Below are 22,172 nucleotides of genomic sequence, written 5' to 3'. Positions count from 1 at the left end.
GTAGATGGGTATCTAGTAATTTTATAAGTTCATCCAAAGTTTCGACGACTCCGTTCTAGTTTTTATATTATTATTACCAAAGTCGGACTTGGAAATCAACTAACACTGGAAAGAACCATTTTACTACCGCCATTTACAATATGGTGGAAGTCAGCCGAATCATTAGCAAATAACTGTCGAAAAGGAACATTGATCGGAGCCATTCTGCGCTTTTCAGATAATTGGATATTTTGTACTAAAGAGTCTTTCGAGGCTCTTTTCTTTTTGCAACAGCAGGGAACTTGGATTATCTGTGATTCTCATCTATACTTTGGTTAGGCATTCTTTTTTGAGTAGCGAAGATTCTGCTTTTAATTGAAACCGCGTACATAGTGAGAGGAAGGGGAAGAATTTATGAAGAAACCAATCCATGTTTTTTCGGAAATCGGTCCATTGAAACAAGTGCTTCTGCATCGGCCTGGACAGGAACTGGAGAACTTAATGCCTGATTATTTGGAGCAGCTGTTGTTTGACGACATCCCATTTCTTGATCAGGCGAGAATGGAGCACGATCTATTTGCGGATACCCTTCGCTCAAAAGGCGTTGATGTGCTCTACTTGGAAGATTTAGCTGCAGAGTCCTTAACAAGTGACGGCATTAAGCAGAAATTTTTACAGGAATACTTAGATGAAGCCTTCATCACTGATGATGATATTCGTAAAGAAATTACGGACTATTTTTCAGCTATTAAGGATAACCGCATGTTTATTGATCATACGATGGCAGGGTTGAAAAGAAATCAGCTGTCTGACAGGATGGATGAGGTGTCACCTTTTTATATTGATCCAATGCCGAACTTGTATTTTACTCGCGATCCCTTCTCAACGATCGGAAGCAGCATCGCACTGAACAAAATGTATGCTGAAACCCGTCGCAGAGAGACTTTGTATGCCAAGTATATTTTCAACCATCACCCCATGTTTGCGCAGAATCCTGTGAAGCTGCTGTACGATCGTGAAGATAGTACGAGACTTGAAGGCGGAGATGTGTTGGTGCTTTCAAGTAAAGTATTGGCTGTGGGAATTTCCCAAAGAACCGACATGGAATCCATCAAAAAATTAGCCGCCCGCATTTTTGAAGCGGAGCTAAGCTTTGAGCAGGTATTGGCCTTCAATATTGGCGAAGAACGGAAATTCATGCACCTAGATACCGTCTTTACGATGGTGGATCAGGATAAATTTACGATTCATCCCGAGATCGAAGGAGATTTGGCGGTCTATTCACTAATCAAAGCAAATCAAAAAGTGACAATCAGTGAAGAAAAGGATACGTTAGAAAACATTCTGTGCCGCTATCTCGATCTGCCGTCCGTAGAGCTAATTCGCTGCGGCGGCAACGACATTACCGCAGCTGCTCGGGAACAATGGAACGATGGCGCGAACACCTTAGCGATCGCCCCTGGCGAAGTGATCGTCTACGACCGGAACACGATCACGAATAAGAAATTAAAAGAAGCCGGCGTCAAAATAAACACAATCCCAGGAAGCGAACTCGTTCGCGGTCGCGGCGGCCCACGCTGTATGAGTATGCCGTTTGTTAGGGATAGGTGAGGTTATTGCACGAAGGACGGATGTTTATGATAATTTAAATCGAGTACTTAAAACCTTGAACGATATAGGTCTAAATAATAAGTGATATAATGAATAAACCAATAGAGGCAAGTCTTTAATGATTTTGGAAGAGGTGAACGAGTTATGGCTATTTTGGAAAACTTACTAGGTATAGACAATCAGGCTGAACTTGCCAGAATTGAAGAAAGAACAACAAAAACCAGAGCAAAAGAACTCGTAGAAAAGAATGTCATTGATTCGTTTGATGTAGGCACCTTTAAAGGACTGGCTCAAATTCATCATTATCTGTTTCAAGATATTTATCCTTTTGCGGGGAAAATCCGAGAGGTTGATTTAGCCAAAGGCCAGTTTCGATTTGCGCCAGTGCTATATCTTGAACCCGCCTTGAAAGAAATTGAGAAGCTCGAACAGACGAATTACGAGCAAATTATTGAAAAATATGTAGAGATGAACATTGCTCACCCCTTTAGAGAAGGCAACGGTCGCGCCACTAGAATTTGGTTAGACCAGATACTGAAGAAAGAAATAGGAAAGATGGTAGACTGGAACGAGGTAGACAAGGATCAATATCTTTCAGCAATGATCATGAGTCCGGTGAATGATCTTCCCATCAAAGAGCTATTGAGACCTGCTTTGACTGACAAAATTGCTGATCATGAAACCTATTTTAAAGGGATCGATGCTAGTTATTATTATGAGGGGTATACGGAGTTTAAGACGGAAGATCTGTAATTATATAGCCCACTAGTACAAGCGATGTTTCGATCGTTATACTAGTGGGCTTTTCAATTTTTAATGAACTGAACAAGCAATCTGATGCGCTTCAAAGATCGCTTTAAAGTAATCCAAATCTTCCGTATGAAGCTGAGGGATATCGTGCATCGTGTACTCTCGTTCAAGATAGTCGTATTTCTTTTCTCCAAACTGATGAAAAGGCAGCAGCTCGACAGTAGTGATCCCCATCTGATTAAAGAGCTGAGCAAACGCTTCAGCATTTTCTTCTCCGTCATTATAGTTCGGGATGACTGGGATTCTTACTACTAGATTCGGATGTTCGTTGTGGGCGTAGGTTAAATTATTCAAAATAGGCTTCAACGATACTCCCGTTCCTTTTTTATGTTCGTCTTCATTATGGTGCTTCACATCAAAGTATAAGATATCGACTTGTTCAATATATTTTTTAAAGACTTCGGATCTAGCGAATCCCGTTGTTTCACTGGCAGTATGAATACCCTTTTCTTTTAACTGTCTAAGCAATTCGGTGGCGAACTCTGCCTGATAAAGGACTTCGCCACCAGACAAGGTGACCCCGCCGCCAGACTCTTCATAGAACGGTTCATCCTTCATCACTTCATCAATGATTTCGTCTAAGGTTTTGTATTCACCAACTGTAGTGACAGCTTTCTTTTGGTTATCCCACATATTTTCTGGCTTGCCATCTTGTGACTCAGGATTTGAACACCAGTAGCATTTCAACGGGCAGCCTTTGAAAAATACGACGGTTCGGATACCTGGACCATCATGAATACTAAATTTTTGGATATTAAAGATACAGGCTTTGTCTTTCATGGTAAGACTCCTTTCGTTGCTCATTTGTATTTTAGCAAATAATATTGTATTCGTAAATATAATATATTACGTACGAAACTAAATAGTTATAAAATATTGTTGCGTGATAGGAAATATGGTAATCTAAAAGGGATAAAGGAGGTTGACTATGACAAGGGAAGAAGAAATTATTTCGATAGTAAGCCAAAAGAAAAAAATTGAAGTAAATGAACTTTCAGAATTACTAAACGTGTCGAAAGTAACCATTAGAAAAGATCTCGATAAATTAGAATCACGAGGCCTTTTACATCGCCAGCACGGGTTTGCTTTATTAAATAATATGGATGATATCAACTATAGATTGGCGCAAAATTACGATTTAAAACGAAAAATTGCCTTAGAAGCCAGTAAAATCGTTGATGACGGCGACGTGGTCATGATCGAATCAGGCTCTACCTGTGCGCTGTTAGCGGAAGAATTAGCTTTCAATCGAAACGATATTACGATCATTACGAATTCATGTTTTATTGCTTCTTATATCAGAAAAGCGGATTCTGTGAAGGTGATCTTAATCGGTGGCGAGTATCAAAAGGATTCTCAGGTCAATGTCGGACCATTAGTGAAGCAAGTGATCAGTGAGTTTTACGTGGATAAGCTATTTGTGGGGATCGATGGTTTTGATCTGAAGCGAGGGTTTACAGGTAGCGATATCACGAGATGCGACACAACTAGAACCTTAGCAACCGCGGCGAAGCACACGATTGTCTTAACGGATTCCAGCAAATTTACCCAAAATGGCGTTGTTTCTGAGTTTGGGTTTCATGAGATTAGCAAGGTTTTTACCGATGCTGGGATTGAAGAATCCACCCGCGATTTCTTAAATGAAAACAAGGTCGACGTCATCACTGTGAAGTAAGTATTCAAGAATTGCACAAATGTGCAGTTCTTTTTTTTGTTTTGAATATCCCTACTTCATATTGACTGATTTTACAAAAGCGTGATACGATTACTTCGAAAGAATAATATATGAGTTACGAACGAAACAGGAGGGCTAGAGATGACGATTCAAACAAAAGAACGGGAAAGTGCAAGCAGTCAACCGTATTTCGGCTATTTAACCAACCGTATGAACCAGTATCGGGAATCCGTGTTAACCAAGAAACCTTATATTTGTGCAGAACGCGCATTATTAGCTACTGAAGCCTATAAGGAAAACCAACATCAGACAAACGTCATGAAGCGTGCCTTAATGCTGAAGAATATTTTAGAAAAAATGTCGATTTACATTGAAGATGAAACCTTGATCGTCGGAAATCAAGCAGCCTCCAACAAGGATGCACCGATTTTTCCAGAATATACGATGGAATTTGTGTTAAACGAACTTGATCTATTTGAAAAACGTGATGGCGATGTCTTCTATATAACTGAAAAGACCAAAGAGGATTTACGTTCGATCGCGCCTTTCTGGGAAAACAATAATTTACGAGCAAAAGCGGGCTGCTTACTGCCTGATGAAGTTTCTGTATTTATGGAAACGGGCTTCTTCGGAATGGAAGGAAAGATGAATTCTGGCGATGCCCACCTAGCCGTGGATTATCGGACTGTTTTAGAAGTTGGCTTGGAAGGCTATCGCAAACGGACCTTGCAAGAAAAAGCGAACCTAGATCTGACAGAGCCGGAAAGCATTGATAAATACCAATTTTACAATGCAATTTTGATCGTATTAGATGCGGTTCAAACCTACGCAGAACGTTTCTCTGCCTTAGCAAAACAGCTGGCCGAAACAGCGACACCGGAAAGAAAAGCGGAGCTGTTAGAGATTAGCCGTATTTGTGCAAAAGTTCCCAATCAGCCGGCGGAAACCTTCCAAGAAGCAGTACAATCAGTTTGGTTTATTCAATTGATCTTACAAATTGAATCAAATGGTCATTCGCTTTCTTACGGACGCTTCGATCAATATATGTATCCATATTTGAAATCTGATCTAGAAAAAGGCGCCATTACTGAAGCGAAGGCAGTTGAACTGTTAACCAACCTTTGGATCAAAACACTAACCGTCAATAAAGTAAGAAGCCAAGCACATACCTTCAGCAGTGCAGGCAGTCCCTTGTATCAAAATGTGACCATTGGCGGCCAAACGCGGGATAAGAAGGATGCCGTAAATAAGTTATCTTATCTTGTCCTTCGAAGTGTTGCGCAAACAAAATTGCCGCAGCCTAACTTAACGGTTCGTTATCATTCAGGTTTAGATAATAACTTTATGAATGAATGTATCGAGGTTATGAAGCTAGGCTTTGGGATGCCTGCTTTTAACAATGATGAAATCATCATCCCTTCATTTGAAAAAATCGGTGTCACAGAAGAAGATGCCTATGATTATAGTGCAATCGGCTGTGTCGAAACGGCGGTTCCAGGTAAATGGGGCTATCGCTGTACCGGAATGAGCTACATGAACTTCCCTAAAATCTTAATGATTGCGATGAATGACGGGATTGACCCGGTTTCTGGTAAACGTTTTGTTAAAGGTTATGGTCATTTCAAAGAGATGAAGTCCTTTGAAGAGCTGCAGGACGCTTGGGATAAGACCGTACGTGAATTAACTCGCATGAGTGTCATCGTAGAAAATGCCATTGATATTGGCCTTGAACGAGAAGTCCCAGATGTTTTGTGTTCTGCACTAACAGAAGACTGTATCGGTCGAGGGAAGACATTGAAAGAAGGCGGAGCCGTTTATGACTTTATTTCAGGCCTTCAGGTTGGGATTGCCAACTTAGCGGATTCCCTGGCAGCGATTAAAAAGCTCGTTTATGAAGAGCAAAAAGTTACGCGAGAAGAACTTTGGGAAGCGTTGATGACGGATTATGCCAGTGAACGTAGTCAAGAGATCCAACAAATGATCTTAAACGAAGTTCCAAAATATGGGAACGATGATGACTATACCGATCAGCTAGTGACAAAAGCTTATGACAGCTATATCGAAGAAGTCAAAAAATATCCAAGTACCCGTTTTGGCCGCGGACCAATCGGCGGTACGCGTTATTCTGGAACGTCATCGATTTCAGCGAATGTCGGGCAAGGAAAAGGAACGATGGCTACACCGGATGGTCGTAATGCATGGGTGCCTTTAGCTGAAGGCTGCTCGCCATCGCATAATATGGATAAAAACGGTCCGACTTCCGTACTTAAATCAGTTTCTAAGCTTAGAACAGAGGAAATCATTGGCGGTGTCTTGCTCAATCAAAAAGTCAATCCTCAAACGTTAGCCAAAGAAGAAGACAAGCAAAAATTGATCATGCTGCTTCGCGCCTTCTTTAATAAATTGCACGGATACCACATTCAATACAATGTCGTCTCTAGAGAAACATTGATCGATGCGCAAAAACATCCTGAGAAGCATCGTGACTTAATCGTTCGCGTTGCCGGCTATTCTGCTTTCTTCAATGTCTTATCAAAAGCAACCCAAGATGACATTATTGAACGGACCGAGCATGTATTGTAAGAGATTCTAGTAAATCTGGGAGACATTGTCTCTCAGGTTTATTTTAGGTTTAACCGTAAATGAAAGTTATCTATTAAAAAAGGAATTCATGTTAGGTATAGCTGAAAATGATCACCGACTCAATTAATAGATTCAAAATCCTTTACATATTTACACATCACCATTCTTCATGCTATCTTTATTGAAAAATCATATAAAAACTGTTTGAAGCTTATCGGCTAAGATAATCCAATGCTTTTCTATCCATGATCACTTTATGCAGATGTCAAGACAAATAACAACTAGGAGGCTGTTCCGATGACAGGATTGGTAGAGGGATTTTTAAGGAAGACAGAGGAAAAGAAGCTGTATGTTACTGCTGCTCAGATTCGAAAAGAGGGTCAAGTTATTGATGAATGGACGAGATTTCCGGGAAAGCCAAGATTTGAAGCATATTCTATTTCGAAAACATTTGCGGCGGCAGGTGTTGGGATCGCCATCAAAGAAGGATTGATCACCTTAGACGATCGAATTGTTGATAGTTTTCCGGAAGAGAGCTACGACCTCACGAATAAAAACGCTTTAAAAATAACGGTTAGAGATTTATTGACGATGACTTCGGGTGTGAGTGAACGAATGCTTCGCAGGGCTGGATATGAGCGAAAGCATGAACGAGATTGGGTGCGTTACTTTTTTAAGCACGCGCCATTTCTTAATGAGCCGGGAACGACTTTTCTGTATAACAACGCAAACGCCTATATCTTAGGCTGTTTAATCGAAAAGAAATCGGGTCAGAATCTGCGAGAGTATTTGAGGTATCGACTTTTTGAACCTTTGGAAATTCACAATGTCGAATGGACCAGCTGTCCGATGGGGCATACAATCGCGGCCAATGCGCTGCAGCTAAGTGTGGATGAGGTTGGGAATTTTGGTCAGCTTCTACTAAATAAGGGAGTATACAAGGGGAAACGTATTTTGCCGGAGGCGTTTATTGATGACATGCTTATTCCACATTATGAAAGCACAGAGTTTGTGCCTAACGATCCTCCGGTTAAGGCAGGCTATGGTTATCAAATATGGATTGATGAGGCCAATGATCTAGTATTTATGTGGGGGATTCTCGGGCAATATTGCATTTTGATCCCTAAGAAGAATGTAGTGATTAGCGTGTTATCCTTGGAACCCACAGATGAAATGGGACACGAGCTGTATCCTTTGTCGCCGCTTCGTCAGATAATATGGGAAGAATTGGTTATGAAAGTGTGATTGGATAGGTAGGACAAACGATAGAACATGGTTTGTTCGATAGACTACCTGATCATATAACTTTAACTTGATCAATAAAAATCTAGCGTTAAATAGCAGCATACCGTTCTGGTGTATGCTGTTTTTTTGGTTGGAATGATTTTAAATCAGTAGTTTTATGACTGAAAACTATTTTGAAAAATGAAATGTGCCATAAAAATAAAAAATTATTTATTGTAACTGTCTCTTTCAGAAAAAGACTAGAAATACTCGCATTCTTGTCCTGTTTTTTTAGGTAGTTGAATGATGAAATGAAGGAATCGTTCACTTTGATTGAGAGAATAGTGCTAATCAATCTTGGAAATAAACCTGATTTCATTGATATTCAGTAAAACAAGCCGGATATTTTATTATTTTTAATAGATTATGACGTTTTCGTGATAGAAAATTATCACATAATAGCATTGGAATCGAATCCAGTAAAAATTTAGAGAGAAGGCTTATATATGAAAAAGACGACTAAACAGGAAATTGTTTCACGTATGTTGGTTTGTTCTTCCTTACTTGTGTTATCTGTACCAATGGTTACACAAACAATGGCTGCTATTCCAGCCTCAGCTGAAATAGTCAATCACTCGAACAGCCAAGAAGAACAAATGACAACTGGAGAAATTATGGCGTCAGAAACTGAAGTGGCAGAACAAAAGGCAACACCACTAGCTGAGGATAATGAGATTAATGCTAGGAAAACAGCAGTCAACGTTCATTATCTTAATTTAGACGGACGAGAATTAGCTAGCAGTATCACCATGGAAGGATTGCCAACAAATAAGGTCAATGATTCGGGAGCGTTTTCTTATGATTCTGCTTCTATAGCTCCTGAAGAGTTATCAGGATACACCTTAGTAGAGGACTATAATAATCAACTGCCTTTGATACAAAAAATGCAGCTCAAATGGACCCTTTCAGACATGGGATTGGATTCGGGAACAGTTGATGCGTGGGAGGATAAGAGTATCTTGGCAACAGAATCTCATGATGTACCCTATCCAGGATACGCTGACAAAAGATATTACTCTGATGGGACAATTGTACCTTCTTATGTCGAAGGCGCACCAGGCATTCAAGGCTATGGACAAACAGATGTCTATTATTTCTATGCTGGTAATCAACAAAAGGTAGTTTACAACGTTATCGATGATATTGATGGGAAGACATTGGAAGAAAACGTTACTTTTGATAGTGGCGCTACGAATGAGAATTTAACGATGAATCAGGCTGATTTACAAAAGATTGCAGATAATTATCTGTCCAAAGGCTATGAAAACGTTACGGTCGATTCTGTACCAAGTACTTTCGACAATAATGATTCCGAGGATCAAGCTGTCACTATTCACGTGAAACATCTATCCGAGGTTAAAGAGGAAAGCAAAGAAGTAACACGTACGATTCACTACCTATATGAAAACGGCAAAAAAGCGGCCGATGTTCATACCGATAAAGTTATCTTTAACCGCTCAGAAACGAAAAATCTAGCGACTGGCGAAGTAACCTATGGTGAATGGACCGCTCAAGATGAAGATACGACATTTGATGCTGTAACAAGCCCTAAAATTGATGGTTACACAGCAGATCAGAAAGAAATCGAAGAAGTTACAGGATTGACGGCCGAGGATGAAAATTCTGACGTAACGGTTACCTATACGAAGGAAGCAACAGAACCTTCTACTTCGGAAACAGAAACAACCACTTCCTCGTCGGAAACAACACAGACTACCCAATCCTCGACAGCAACAACCAGCACAACCACATCTTCTACGACAAGCGGCAAGGCAACAGCGAATTCTGGAGCTAAGAGCAATTCAACAACCGCAGGATCAAGAAGTTCAGGAGGAACGGCGAATCAAGCAGCCGGAACAGCCAAAACCACGTCTTCTGCAAAGACGTATCCAAGCACTGGGGAAAAGACAAGACGTTACCTTACCTGGATAGGTGGTCTAGCAGTGATTGCAGCGGCGGTCTTTGGTGTGTGGATCAATCGTTCGAAACGTAAATCAGAATAATGGACGATAAGGTGTATCTGTAAGGGAACAGCTGATTGCTTACAAAAAAACTGAACGGAGTTGCATCTATTCATTTTATCAGACTGTAGGGAGCATCCAATTACTGGATGTTTTCTACAGTCTGTTCTCACTATATAAGAAGTATCAGTCTAAAAAGCGTTTCCGACATTCAATGTGCACTCACCAAGTGTAACCTGTGTTTGTTACTGGTTTTTCGTTATCAGAAATTATTCTCCATTTCTATATTGACATAAAATAAAAACCTGCTAAACTTGTCTTATGGATAATTAATCCATAATTGAATAAAATGGAGGATAATTTTTATGGAGAAGCTGAATGTTGCAGTTATTGGTGTCGGGATTTATGGGATTCATCATGTGGATGTGTACAAGCAAAATCCATTTGTAGAGTTAACTGCTGTTTGTGATTTCAGTGCGGATATTCGAAAAATGGCGGAAGAGAAGTATGGTGTAAGGACGTATGAAACTGTCGATGAATTGTTAGCAAACGAGAAATTGGATGCGGTTTCAATCGCGACACCTGATCATCTTCATGTGGAGCCAGCGCTGGCGTGTATCAATCATGGGCTTGATGTATTGATTGAAAAGCCATTAGCCATAACGGTGGCAGATTGTACAGCAATTAAGGAGGCGGCCGAGAAAAATAATGTGCGTGTTGCGGTTGATTTTCATAAACGCTGGGACCCAGCAGCGATTTATACCTTCAATCAGTTGAATGAATCTGAAAACGGTTATCCGATTCGCGGATACATGAACATGGACGATATGATTGATGTGCCGACAAAATGGTTCAAATGGGGTAATTCCTCTGACCCAGTTGATTTTTTAGGCGTTCACTGTGTGGATCTGATGCGGTGGTATATGGGCTGTGAAGTTACCGAAGTTTATTCAGTTGGTTCAAAGAAACTCTTACCTAGCATGGGGGTCGATACGTATGACAGTGTTCAATCGATGATTGCTTTTGAGAACGGTTGCACGTGGATGCTTGAGAATTCTTGGGTTTTACCATCAGGATTTGCGAAAGCGAATGATAGTCGGACATCGATTTTGACTTCAGAAAAATACATTCGCATCAACAATCAGGATCGTGGAGTTGAAATGGTGGACAAGGAGAGATCACATACACCGAATGTCTTTTTCTTCAATGATTTCAATAATAAAGTTGTTGGTTTTGGGGCAGATCCAATCAATAGTTTCGTTGATTGCTTGATTGATGGTTCTGATTTTGTGGCAGATGTGTATGATGGACTGCAGGCAGCAAGAGTGACCGAGGCGATTCATAAGAGTTTGGAAATAGGTGACCGAGTGAAACTTTAGTCAAAAAAAGAAAAAAGGAGAGAGGAACGATGGCAAAGCAGAAAATTGTCAGAATAGACTACCGATTGATTCACGGGCAGGTTGTAGCAAAGTGGATCAAGTATTATCCCGTGAATCGGATCATCGTCGCCGATGACGAATTGAAAAATGATGCGTTCATGTGCGATATCTACAAAATGGCCGCCCCAGGAAATGAAGTGGAGATCGTCTCTTTGGCGGAATTGCAGGCAGCACTGGATAAGAAAAATGATGATGTCATGCTGATCTTCAGAGACATCAAAAACGCGAAGCAGGCATTAGATAGCGGAGTGGGTCTGTCGGAAATAAATGTTGGGGCGGTTCAGACTGGAAAGGATCGTCAATTCGTGACATCAGGTGTGGCATTGTCCAAAGAGGAGTTTGATTGTTTGCAGGAAATTCAACAAACAGGCTTGAAGGTATATATTCAGCCAATTCCTGAAAATGAAAAATTATCGTTAGAAAGTATTGCGAATAAAATCAAGTAGGCAGGATGTCCGTTCCACACTTTTAATAATTTTTCATTTTAGTGGAGTGAGATATGTGGTGAAAATCACACCTATTTTCCTGGAAAATAAAATCAGTAGGAGGAATTACTATGGATAATAGCGTAATGATGGCTGTTGCAATGGCGCTGGTTTATTGGTTAAGTCGCGGAATGATCGGGGGATATTTCGCGCTGTTTTTCATTGGAAATCCAATCTTTATCGGGATTATTTCTGGTTTGATTTACGGGGATGTCAAATCGGGGCTAATGATTGGCGGGGGGATCGCGGCTGTTTTTGCAGGGATTATCGCACCAGGAGGCAACCTGCCGACGGATCAAGGGATGGCTGCGGCCACCATGATTCCCATCGCTTTAAATACCGGCTTATCAGTGGAGCAGGCGATCGCCTTTGCTGTTCCGTTAGGTCTTTTGGGCGCGCAATTATTGAATTTACGTAAAATCATCAATGTTCCTTTGGTTCATAAGGCCGATGAATATGCTGAAAAGGTGGACACAAAGGGAATCGCTCGAGCAGCAATCTGGTATCCGGTGGCGACTTCTTTCTTATTATTGTTTTTACCCGTTTTTATCGTTGTATTGTTTGGTCAAGATGTGATGCTGAATCTTTTAGAAGTCGTTCCAGAATGGATCATGCATGGACTAGAGGTTGCCGGCGGAGTCTTACCAGCGGTTGGGTTTGCGCTAATCATTAATTCGATTGGAAAACCGCGGCTGATCCCTTATATTATTATCGGTTTTGTCTGTGTTTCTGTGTTAGGTATGAATTCTCTAGTAACTGGGATCATCGCGATTTCGATCGCCTTTATTACTGTGCTGAATCGTAAGCAGCTGTCTGAGCTAATGGGAGGGTAAGCAAATGGAAAAGAATGAAAAGAAACTGACGCGTTCGGATATTAATAAAACGATGTTTCGCTGGTATTTTTCAACAGAGATCTCCTTAAACTATGAAAGAATGCAGTCCATTTCCTTTACGTATGCGTTAATGCCTGTATTACAAAAGCTGTATGATACAAAAGACGACCTGAAGCAGGCTTTGCAGCGGCATTTGGCTTTGTACAACACGAATTGTACAGCTGGAGGATTGATCTTAGGAACGGTTCTTGCGATGGAAGAAGAAAAGGCCAATGAGGGAACCATCTCAGATGAGGCAATTATTGGGATTAAAACAGGATTGATGGGTCCGGTTGCGGCTTTTGGGGATTCATTCAGTGCAGGCACATTGCAAACACTGTGTATTTTAGCGGCGAGTACCTTGGCAGCGGGCGGGTCATTTTTTGGTTTGCTAATGCTGTTTTTAGGGAATTTTATTTTGATGTGCGAGCTTGTTTTGACGACGAATCTTACCTATATTAAAGGTCGTGAGGCCATCAAGGATGTTTTGTCCTCTCGCTTGATGACCGATGTACTGGAGGGTGCGAATATTCTTGGCATGATGATGATGGGGGCACTGACTGCTTCGATGGTCACATTGGTTACACCATTAGCAGTGACATTTGGTGAGACGAAAATGAAGATTCAAGATAATTTTGACAATCTGATCCCAGGACTCTTCGCCATTTTGGTCTTGTTTTTATTTTACTTCTTGATTGGGAAGAAAAAAGTCAGCATTTCGAAAGTTATTTTCGGAACTATTATCGTATCGATCGCGCTGTCATTCTTTGGAATCGTATAGGGAAAGGAATTGTGTCTATGAAGGGAATTTTATTAGTCAGTCATGGCGGATTGGCTGAGGGCATGAGAGAATCGCTAGAATTGTTTTCAGGAAAATTGGAGCAATTAGCTGTTTTATCGTTATCCGCAGGGCAGGACATTTCGGAGTTTAATGAGCATTTAGTTCAAAAAATTGCTTCTATTGATTCAGGAGACGGTGTGGTCGTTTTTTGTGATCTTGCCTTTGGGACGCCGGCGAATGTGGTGGCACGATTGCTGACCGATCCTAAGTATAAGGGCAAACTTCAGATCGTCACCGGAATGAATCTGCCGATGGTTTTAGAATATAGCCAATTAAGGGCGGAAACAATTGATTTTAATGATATGATTAAGGTAGGAAAAGATGGTATCATAAATTTGAATGAAAGCCTAAATCTGTGAGGAAAATATAACTGTTAAAGGAACGAACACAATGAATGCTGTTGATATGATAAACAATCATTATGACGAATTAACCAAATCTGAGCGAAAAGTGGCAGACTATATCGTCTCAAACAAAGACAAGGTCATTCACAACACGATCAGTGATTTGAAGCAACTCTTGAATGTTGGCGATGCAACGATCAATCGACTTTGTAAAAAGGTGGGCTTTTCCGGCTTTACTGATTTAAAAATCTCGATTGCTAAAAACAATGTCAAGCTGGAGCATGACAGCTTCAATAACACCGACCTGTTGAACAAAATCAAAGAAACTCTGGATAGAACCCATGAGCTAGTTGACAAAAATGACTATCGTGAAGTCGTGCGTTTAATCGAAGAGAAACGCCATATTTATATTCTTGGCAAAGGTCAAAGCGGCTTAGCGGCAACGGATTTGGAGAAACTACTTTTAAGAAACGGTGTACAATCAACAGCCCTGTTAGATTCCGATTTTCAAATCAATGCGGCAACGGTAATGACGTCAGATGATCTGCTTATCGTTTTTTCTTTAACCGGCAGAACAGCGGATCTGATTGATACGATCAACATTGCTAAAGAAAACGACGTAACAGTTATCGGTATTACCAATTATTTGCTATCTCCTATCGCGAAGCTGAGTAATGTTGTGCTGCAAAGTTCTTATGATGAGTTGTTCAATTCACCTGTACCTGGGAGAATGAGCCAAATGTATATCTCCGGATTGATCGTTGATATTTATGAAAACAATCAACACGCTTCAGAAAGCATCGAAATCAGAGAAAAAACACTCAAAAGAATCATGAGCAGACGAGTAGAGGAGTAAAGGTATTTGTTGTGACTCAATTCCTTTTCTAAAGAAGGATTTCCTACTTATGAAATTCGCAAGGTTTTCTAGGAGCTTCACAAAAGAACTGTTAGAGAATTTTAAATCGGATTTACTTGTTACTACGATTTACAATTAATTACTACTCTTACGGGAAGGCTGTAGCAAAAGTCTTTTTGTTAATCAAAATAATTCGTTTGATATTTTAAAGTAGAGAATACTATAAAAACAGTATTTCATAAATAAAAAGATGATTTCAAATTTCTTACTCGGAAATTGAAGTCATCTTTTTTTTATGAACAGTCTCATTTTTTCGTCTGAAAAAAGGGTCAAACAATATCACTGCTGAAAGAGAATTCCTGCATATTTTTTAGATTAAAGATAATCACTGATAATGGTCCTATTTTGAGGTCGTTTCTCAATTTCTAGGTTGGCGATTTTATGGATTAGAGAGTCTAAAGTGATTCCTCGCATTTCTTCTTCGACTTTCTTTTGCAATCGATCATAATTTTCTGCCAATACTTCCTGAATATTTGCTCCGACGATACAATCCGGATTTGTTTTGGGATCAACTTGAATCAGATTGGTATTTCCTTCAATGCTTTTATAAACGTCTAGTAAAGTGATTTCTGCAGGTGATTTGGCAAGAAGCGGCTTTGGTTTTCCTATCTGGGTAATGATCAAGTTTGCTTTTTTTAGTTGGCTCATAATTCTTCGGACATTCGCAGGATTTGTTTCTACACTTTTTGCGATCATATCACTTGAAAGAAAGTCCGTATCCTTATAAATCTCAATGTAAGCAAGAATATGTATGGCATCGCTGAATTGCATCGAGTATTTCATTTTTTTCGATCCTTTCAAAATTTTCTCTTGACTTATCTTATCATACTACTTATCATTATAGGTGTAAATTATAAAAATACAGCAGAAAAAGGAGTAGATAACATGAAGTATTTAGTAACTGGTGCTACAGGTGGATTCGGCGGATATGCGTTAGATTTCTTGAAGGAAATGGTTCCGATCTCTGATATTTATGCTCTTGTTCGCAGTGAAGAAAAAGGTGCTGATTTGAAAGAAAAGGGTTTTAACTTAAGGATCGGTGATTATGCGGATGCGGATTCAATGAAACAGGCATTACAGGGCATTGATCGCTTGTTGTTTGTTTCAGGAGCGCCAGGTAATCGCCAAGCAGAACATGGGAATGTGGTAAACGCAGCGAAAGAAGCTGGGGTTTCTTATATTGCTTATACAAGTTTTGCTGGAGCAGATAAAGCAACGAGTCCATTGGCTGCTGATCATATTTTTACAGAAAAGCAAATCGAAGAAGCGGGAATCGCGCATACCTTCTTACGCAATAATTGGTATTTGGAAAATGAAATGCCAATCGTTGGTGCGGCTTTGAATACTGGCAAATTTGTTTATGCCGCTGAAGAGGGCAAGACTGGTTGGGCTTTAAAACGTGAATATGCTGAAGTAGCTGCCAAAGCTGTTTCAGGAACTGAATATCCTGCTATTCTTGAATTGTCAGGGACACCAGTTAGTTATGAAGTATTAGCAGGGGCATTGAAAAAGGCTACAGGAAAAGAGCTTGAATTAGTAAAAGCCGGAGATCGCGGGTTTGTAGAAAACTTAGTTGCTAGCGGCTTGCCTCAGCCTGTGGCAGAAATGTTCTTATCTTTCCAATATGATATCAAGAACGATCAATTAGACGTTGTTTCTTCTGATTTTGAAAAAGCATTAGGTAAGCCGTTGACTAGTTTAGAAGATGGTTTAAAAGAGCTGTTAGGCTAATTGATTGCTGAAACTCCTCAGATTTTGGGGAGTTTTTTACTAATTATAAAAGGGAAGATCGTAGACATGACAGAAAATGAGATGCTCACATGGCTGATCGATTATTTCATTCAAGAAAGTCCTACCTATTCAAAGGTGGAGGTTCCACACGCGATTGCTGAAAAACAAAGCCTCTTTCGCAGTCTAATGAATGTTAGACCGCCAGAACCAATCGGGAAAGAATTTTTATGTGTACAGGATGCCTATTTGAAAACGTGTTTGTCTCGAAAACAGTTGGCTGATCTGACCGATGCCTCAGCGTATACTCCGAATTTGTATTTGTGGCAGGGGGATATTACCTTGTTAGCAGTAGATGGAATTGCAAATGCCGCAAATAATCAATTGCTAGGATGTTTTATGCCTTTACACGGCTGTATTGACAATGCGATCCATTCGGCGGCAGGCGTCCAACTAAGATTAGCGTGTTTTGAGTTGATGCAAAAGCAAGGAAAATCAGAAGAAACGGGTCAGGCAAAGGTGACTGCTGGGTACAATTTGTCAGCCGATTATGTATTTCACACAGTAGGACCGATTATTACGGGTGAAGTGACAGAAGAAGATCAGTTTCTATTGTCCCAGTGTTACAACAATGTATTGATGAAAGCTCAGGAAATGAATTTAGATACGATCGCTTTTTGCTGCATTTCCACCGGTGAATTTCATTTTCCAAATGAGTTAGCCGCAAAAATTGCGGTGAACACGGTTCAAACGTTTATTGAAGAAAATTCCAGTGAGTTGAAGGTCATTTTTAATGTTTTTAAGGATCAAGATAGGGAGATCTACCATGAACAATTACAAAAAATTCAGTGAGGTTTTGGATTTGATTGAAGAAGCAGAGGCGATTGTGGTTGGTGCTGGTTCTGGATTATCAGCTGCTTCAGGGATTACTTATTCAGGCCCAAGGTTTGAAAAATTATTTAGTGACTTTATTTCAAAGTATGGCTTTTTGGATATGTACTCTGCCGGCTTCTACCCTTTTGATTCCTTAGAAGAATATTGGGCGTATTGGAGCAAGCATATTTATTACAATCGCTACACACCGATAGCTGGTGAGCCTTATAGGTATTTACTGCAATTATTAGAGGGCACCAATTATTTTGTCATTACGACGAATGTGGATCATCAATTCCAAAAAGCGGGCTTTGATCGGGAGCGTTTGTTTTATACCCAAGGCGATTACGGGTTGCTACAATGTTCAAAAGCCTGTCATGCCAAGGTCTATGAGAACGAATCCTTGATCAAAAAAATGGTTCAGCAGCAAGCGAATTTTCGGATTCCCTCTTATCTGGTTCCTCATTGTCCAAAGTGTGGAGCGCCACAAGCGGTTCATTTGCGTGTGGATCAGTTTTTTGTCGAAGATGACGGCTGGCATGCTGCACAAAAACGCTATTTAACTTTTTTGGAAGAAAATAAAGACAAGAAGATTCTTTTTCTCGAATTAGGGGTAGGTTATAATACGCCAGTCATCATCAAGTACCCTTTTATGAAAATGACGTATCAGAATAGGCAGGCAAGGTATATCTACTTCAACCAAGAAAAACTGGTGATTCCAAAAGAGCTTGAAGCGCAGACAATCGATTTGCAGGGAGATATCAAAGAAACAGTAAGGGCAATCGTCCATATATAACTATAAATCGGATGTGAGGAGTGAGACATAATGGATCATAAGAAGATGAAATTAGAAGATTACTTGCAATTCTTGAACGAGGACATTCACTCGACTGTTTTTTCAACTGTCGATGAGGATGGGAAACCGAAATCTAGAGTCATCGATATCATGCTAGTAAAAGAGAAAAAGCTTTATTTCTTGACGGCGACGACCAAGCCGTTCTACGATCAATTAATAGAGCGCCCGTATGTTTCGATTACTGGACTGAAGGGTGAAGAATCGATGTCTTCTATCTCAATCACAGTCAATGGAGAAGTCAGAGAGATCGGTACTAATTATTTGGATGAGATTTTCGAAAAAAATCCGTATATGAATGACATCTATCAAACAGAGGAAAGCAAACATGTTTTACGGGTATTTGAACTCTATAAAGGAAATGTGTCTGTATTTGATTTAAGCAGCAAGCCGATTTATCAGGCTGTTTTTGATATCAACGAGTAAAAGAAAAGAGGAACTGAAATGAAGTATGCAGTTACTGGTGCAACAGGGAACTTAGGCAGTCGAGTAGTGAAAGAATTCAGTCGTTTGGTAGATAAAAAAGAAATACTGGCACTTGTGCACACACTATCTAAGGCTCAAGGGATAATCGATCAGGGGATCACCGTGAGAACGGGAGATTATGCCGATGTTGAGGATATGACTAAAGCATTGGAAAATGTCGATTTATTGATCTATATTCCCAGCAAAACTTACGATCTTGTTCAACGTGTGATTGAACTGGAAAACACGTTGGAAGCGATGAAAAAAGCCCAAGTAAAGAAAATTATTTTTGTTAGTTTTTTTGCTGATCAGGAAAAAAATCCATTTGTGATGTCGCCCTATTACGGCTATGCACCAAGACGATTAGCAGGTTCAGGACTTGAGTATACGATCGTGAAAAACTCGTTATACGCAGACCCATTGGTTCCATACTTGCCAGAATTAATTGAACGAAAGAACATTATTTACCCCATTGGACAAGAAAAATTATCGTTCATTTCTTTGGATGATAGTGCAGAGGCCTTGGTGCAAGTAGCTATCAAGCCGGATTTGAGAGATAAGGGACAAACGTATTTGCTAAGTCAGGAGAAAAATTATTCCATGTCCGAACTTGGTCAAATAATGAGTGAAGTGACGGGGAAAACGATTGGGTATCAGCCGGTCAGCCTACAAGAATTCGCGGATATTTATAAGGGCGATGGCGATGGTCAAGAACTTGCCTCAATGTATCAAGGCGGGGCACTAGGAATGTTAAGTAAAAGCACCACGGATTTTGAAACGATTACGGGTCATCAGCCCACAGCTATGATGGATTTTTTACGAACAAATTGGAAATAAACACAAGTAAACAGGATGAAGAGACTACTTAGAAATGGTCTCATTCATCCTGTTTTTGTGTGGAACTAGAACAGATACGTTAGCAGCATAATATCTTCATCGGTAAAATCAATGAAGGATAGATCAACTGCCTGATCAAACTGCTTTTTGATTCGTTGAAATTTCTGATCTGCTAGTCCTTTATAAGCGGGATGATCATTTTGATCAGATAGTTCGTGATCGTTGGTCATATGCTTTTCTAAAAGACAATTTCCTTGAAAAAGAAAGTCGATAATAAGTTTATTCGAAAGCGGGATAGTTAAATCGTTGATGATATTTTTCAAAAGCTTATATAAGACTTCATTGGTTTTAGCTGTATTTAGCCGTGAAAAGAGCTGATTGAACAGTTCATAGTATTCGCTGTTTGTTCGTTCGGCCCGATCATTTAAGGAATCGCCGTCTAAAAATTTCTTGTGTTCATTTTTCTTATTAATAATCGCTGAAGAGACAGAGACGACGCTCATGATGTTTCCATTTAAAATGCGCAAAATATCATAGATATGGGCCATCGTCGGCGGGTAGGTGGTAAAGGTTAAGAGCCGGATTTCCAGTAGGATCTTATTGTCTACATCATTGGAAGGATCATAATCAGTGACTAAGACTGTTCCGCCGCCGCGATCGATTGTTTTTAGATTTTTAGACATCTTTCTGACAAATGAATGAACTTCGCCCTTATCCATCGCTTCTGTTCGTCTGGAGCTCATGGAGAAAATTTCTCTCTTTCCAATCAATTCGTTAAACCGTTGAGCCAAATTTTCCGCGATTGAATTTTCTCTGGCTGAGATCAACATTGGGACTTTGACATCCGTCACTTTTTTGATCCCTAAGATGATCAGTTTCCGGATAAACGTGATCTTTGTTTCCGCTAGCCCTTTTTGATATTTACGTAAGAAACGCTCGATTTTCTTGAGAATTCCGTTTATTCCTTTAAAATTCTCCTCCTGTTTTGGAAAAGTATAGTTCTCAATTGGGAAGCTTCCTTTGAGAATGTCCGCGATCGTTTTGATAACGAAATTTTGTAAAATCGGGTCTTTGATTAACGGTGTCTCTGACAAAAAGTTGAATAAGCGTTTTTCTAAGGTATGCTGATAATCTTGTTCGTTATAAAAAATTAGGTTTGTTGGTAAGGCATTTATCAATTGTTCGATCGTCTGCTTTTCGAGAGCATGCTGGTCGGTTAACCAATTCTCGTCTTGTGTACTGTTCAAGATTTCTAGTGTGGACTGGTTGGATTGGGCAGAGAAGGTGAGTCGTTCTGGAAATTTATCCCAAAAACGTTTCTCATCTCGGGAGCCTTCGACGTTTTGGTCGACTTTCTCGGATAAATGTCTGGTTGATACAAGAATCGTTGTACCGGTAGCGTTCTCCATATTTCGATTGAAAAAAGCTTGAGAGATCGAATATAAGATCTCTTTTTTTATATAGGCAATGTTTGAACTGGCTGAAATGGCCGCAAGCGCTTGAATCACTTTTTTGGTAACCATTATTTCTCGTGAAATTTGTCTGCATTCTGTTAAGTAGATGTTTGAAATAATTTCGACCTTTTCCTTTAACGGACGTTCGCTAAATTTTGGAAAATACCCGACGTAAGGACTGATTTCATAAAATTGTTCGATGTTCTTCATCTGTGGAGGTATCAGCAAAGCCACCAATGGTTGAGCGCCTCCTTCATTTTTATAATAAAAAGAGAGTTCATCTAGTTTTAGCGAAACGTCTGACGCTGGAACGGAAGAATCTAGCTCGATAACCAAAAAGGAAGCCAGTCCGTCTTTTTTTCTTTTCAATTCTGGGAGAATATCCAGCTTATTTTGTTCAGACCAGAGGGCATAAAAGATTTTTCTTGCAGATTTAGATGTTCCTTTGCTTTTGTTTTGTTCAATCAGTTTTTCTAGAAAGAATTTTCTGCCGACGCCTTTTTCGCCTCTTAAAATGATTGTTTTCAGCTCATTACTGGGATAATAAAAGATCGGCAAGACATTTTGTACGACATTGTATAACGAACTATTTTCACCAATGTCTAAAGTGTCCAACTGAAATTCAGACGAACTCAGAACCGATGTTTCATTTAGAAAAAGGTAATTATTCAAATGATCATCTTTTTGAATAGTATGAGGCAAGGATAAATAGGGAAAATTCTTTGTCAAAATTTGAGTTGAAATGAATAAGGTTGGTCGTCCCTTTAGCTTGATCAATTGTTTTTCCTGATGCAGTTTATTCAACAGACGAGAAACATTGGAGCGGTCAATCGCTAAATCAACAGATAGAACCAACGCGCAACATTCTGAAAAATCATAGGTCCCCTGCATGATTTGCTCCTGAGTCAGCTCTTCGATGCGATGGAGTAGTTTTTCCTGCTGAGTTGCCATAATATCCTCCTAAATTTGTTGTATTTATTTTAGAATGCGCTTACACCATTTCGTGTAAAATTATACCACAAAATAATAACTAGTGTTTCTATAGTGTAGAATATTAATATGAATCCTTATTTACAGGCGTTTTAATGTGGTACACAAAAGGTTTTTTTGAGATTTTGACTTGTGGTGTTCGATATGTGATAGTGAAGATGTTCTCAACGAA

20 protein-coding genes are annotated in these 22,172 nt (G+C 39.8%); 17 read left to right on the top strand and 3 right to left on the bottom strand.

The window, feature by feature from the left end:
• The first annotated feature begins 393 nt into the window (after positions 1-393).
• Both arcA and fic read left to right on the top strand, forming a co-directional pair.
• Positions 394-1,590: an arginine deiminase gene (gene arcA, locus KQI58_RS16135; protein WP_216410061.1), complete on the top strand. Its 1,197-nt coding sequence runs from the start codon at positions 394-396 to the stop codon at positions 1,588-1,590.
• A gap of 144 nt (positions 1,591-1,734) precedes the next feature.
• Positions 1,735-2,343 (top strand): protein adenylyltransferase Fic, encoded by a 609-nt coding sequence (gene fic, locus KQI58_RS16130; RefSeq protein WP_216410060.1) that lies wholly within the window; start codon positions 1,735-1,737, stop codon positions 2,341-2,343.
• A 60-nt stretch (positions 2,344-2,403) separates the two neighbouring features.
• On the opposite strand, the gene KQI58_RS16125 is transcribed toward fic, so the two are convergent.
• Entirely contained in the window at positions 2,404-3,180 is a 777-nt protein-coding gene (locus KQI58_RS16125) for a glycyl-radical enzyme activating protein (RefSeq protein ID WP_216410059.1), read from the bottom strand.
• A gap of 148 nt (positions 3,181-3,328) precedes the next feature.
• Here KQI58_RS16125 and KQI58_RS16120 point away from each other — a divergent pair, with 148 nt between their 5' ends.
• The 10 genes from KQI58_RS16120 to KQI58_RS16075 all read left to right on the top strand — a co-directional run bounded on the left by KQI58_RS16120 (position 3,329) and on the right by KQI58_RS16075 (position 14,740).
• Entirely contained in the window at positions 3,329-4,075 is a 747-nt protein-coding gene (locus KQI58_RS16120) for a DeoR/GlpR family DNA-binding transcription regulator (RefSeq protein WP_216410058.1), read from the top strand.
• A gap of 141 nt (positions 4,076-4,216) precedes the next feature.
• Entirely contained in the window at positions 4,217-6,658 is a 2,442-nt protein-coding gene (locus tag KQI58_RS16115; RefSeq protein WP_216410057.1) for a glycyl radical protein, read from the top strand.
• Positions 6,659-6,955: 297 nt separating this feature from the next.
• A complete protein-coding gene (locus tag KQI58_RS16110) occupies positions 6,956-7,903 on the top strand; it encodes a serine hydrolase domain-containing protein (RefSeq protein ID WP_216410056.1) in 948 nt (315 codons plus the stop codon).
• A gap of 485 nt (positions 7,904-8,388) precedes the next feature.
• A complete protein-coding gene (locus tag KQI58_RS16105) occupies positions 8,389-9,945 on the top strand; it encodes a mucin-binding protein (protein WP_216410055.1) in 1,557 nt (518 codons plus the stop codon).
• Between the two features lie 323 nt (positions 9,946-10,268).
• Positions 10,269-11,282, top strand: coding sequence for a Gfo/Idh/MocA family protein (locus tag KQI58_RS16100; protein ID WP_216410054.1), 1,014 nt, complete (start codon positions 10,269-10,271; stop codon positions 11,280-11,282).
• Between the two features lie 29 nt (positions 11,283-11,311).
• Positions 11,312-11,788, top strand: a complete 477-nt coding sequence (locus KQI58_RS16095; protein WP_216410053.1) for a PTS sugar transporter subunit IIB — start codon at positions 11,312-11,314, stop codon at positions 11,786-11,788.
• 110 nt (positions 11,789-11,898) lie between these two features.
• Positions 11,899-12,660: a PTS mannose/fructose/sorbose/N-acetylgalactosamine transporter subunit IIC gene (locus tag KQI58_RS16090; RefSeq protein WP_016178997.1), complete on the top strand. Its 762-nt coding sequence runs from the start codon at positions 11,899-11,901 to the stop codon at positions 12,658-12,660.
• Positions 12,661-12,664: 4 nt separating this feature from the next.
• Positions 12,665-13,480, top strand: a complete 816-nt coding sequence (locus tag KQI58_RS16085) for a PTS system mannose/fructose/sorbose family transporter subunit IID (RefSeq protein ID WP_102866220.1) — start codon at positions 12,665-12,667, stop codon at positions 13,478-13,480.
• A 17-nt stretch (positions 13,481-13,497) separates the two neighbouring features.
• Positions 13,498-13,899, top strand: coding sequence for a PTS sugar transporter subunit IIA (locus KQI58_RS16080; protein ID WP_216410052.1), 402 nt, complete (start codon positions 13,498-13,500; stop codon positions 13,897-13,899).
• 31 nt (positions 13,900-13,930) lie between these two features.
• Positions 13,931-14,740 (top strand): MurR/RpiR family transcriptional regulator, encoded by an 810-nt coding sequence (locus KQI58_RS16075; RefSeq protein WP_216410051.1) that lies wholly within the window; start codon positions 13,931-13,933, stop codon positions 14,738-14,740.
• Between the two features lie 375 nt (positions 14,741-15,115).
• On the opposite strand, the gene KQI58_RS16070 is transcribed toward KQI58_RS16075, so the two are convergent.
• Positions 15,116-15,583 carry an Rrf2 family transcriptional regulator gene (locus KQI58_RS16070; RefSeq protein ID WP_216410050.1) on the bottom strand — a complete coding sequence of 156 codons (468 nt, stop codon included), beginning with the start codon at positions 15,581-15,583 and terminating at the stop codon, positions 15,116-15,118.
• A 102-nt stretch (positions 15,584-15,685) separates the two neighbouring features.
• Here KQI58_RS16070 and KQI58_RS16065 point away from each other — a divergent pair, with 102 nt between their 5' ends.
• The 5 genes from KQI58_RS16065 (at position 15,686) to KQI58_RS16045 (ending at position 19,556) form a co-directional block, all read left to right on the top strand.
• Positions 15,686-16,531: an SDR family oxidoreductase gene (locus tag KQI58_RS16065; RefSeq protein WP_216410049.1), complete on the top strand. Its 846-nt coding sequence runs from the start codon at positions 15,686-15,688 to the stop codon at positions 16,529-16,531.
• Positions 16,532-16,597: 66 nt separating this feature from the next.
• Positions 16,598-17,380 (top strand): protein-ADP-ribose hydrolase, encoded by a 783-nt coding sequence (locus KQI58_RS16060; RefSeq protein ID WP_216410048.1) that lies wholly within the window; start codon positions 16,598-16,600, stop codon positions 17,378-17,380.
• Positions 17,355-18,197 (top strand): SIR2 family NAD-dependent protein deacylase, encoded by an 843-nt coding sequence (locus KQI58_RS16055; RefSeq protein ID WP_216410047.1) that lies wholly within the window; start codon positions 17,355-17,357, stop codon positions 18,195-18,197. Before KQI58_RS16060 ends, KQI58_RS16055 begins: the two co-directional genes overlap by 26 nt.
• A gap of 30 nt (positions 18,198-18,227) precedes the next feature.
• Positions 18,228-18,680, top strand: coding sequence for a pyridoxamine 5'-phosphate oxidase family protein (locus KQI58_RS16050; RefSeq protein ID WP_216410046.1), 453 nt, complete (start codon positions 18,228-18,230; stop codon positions 18,678-18,680).
• A gap of 18 nt (positions 18,681-18,698) precedes the next feature.
• The gene (locus KQI58_RS16045; protein ID WP_216410045.1) at positions 18,699-19,556 is read left to right on the top strand and encodes an SDR family oxidoreductase; all 858 of its coding nucleotides are present in this window, start codon (positions 18,699-18,701) and stop codon (positions 19,554-19,556) included.
• A gap of 65 nt (positions 19,557-19,621) precedes the next feature.
• On the opposite strand, the gene KQI58_RS16040 is transcribed toward KQI58_RS16045, so the two are convergent.
• The gene (locus KQI58_RS16040; RefSeq protein ID WP_216410044.1) at positions 19,622-21,961 is read right to left on the bottom strand and encodes a transcriptional antiterminator; all 2,340 of its coding nucleotides are present in this window, start codon (positions 21,959-21,961) and stop codon (positions 19,622-19,624) included.
• Positions 21,962-22,172 lie beyond the last annotated feature (211 nt).

This window comes from Enterococcus raffinosus (assembly GCF_018917525.1).
Lineage (GTDB): Bacteria > Bacillota > Bacilli > Lactobacillales > Enterococcaceae > Enterococcus_A > Enterococcus_A raffinosus_A.
This window is presented reverse-complemented; position numbering and strand designations above follow the sequence as displayed.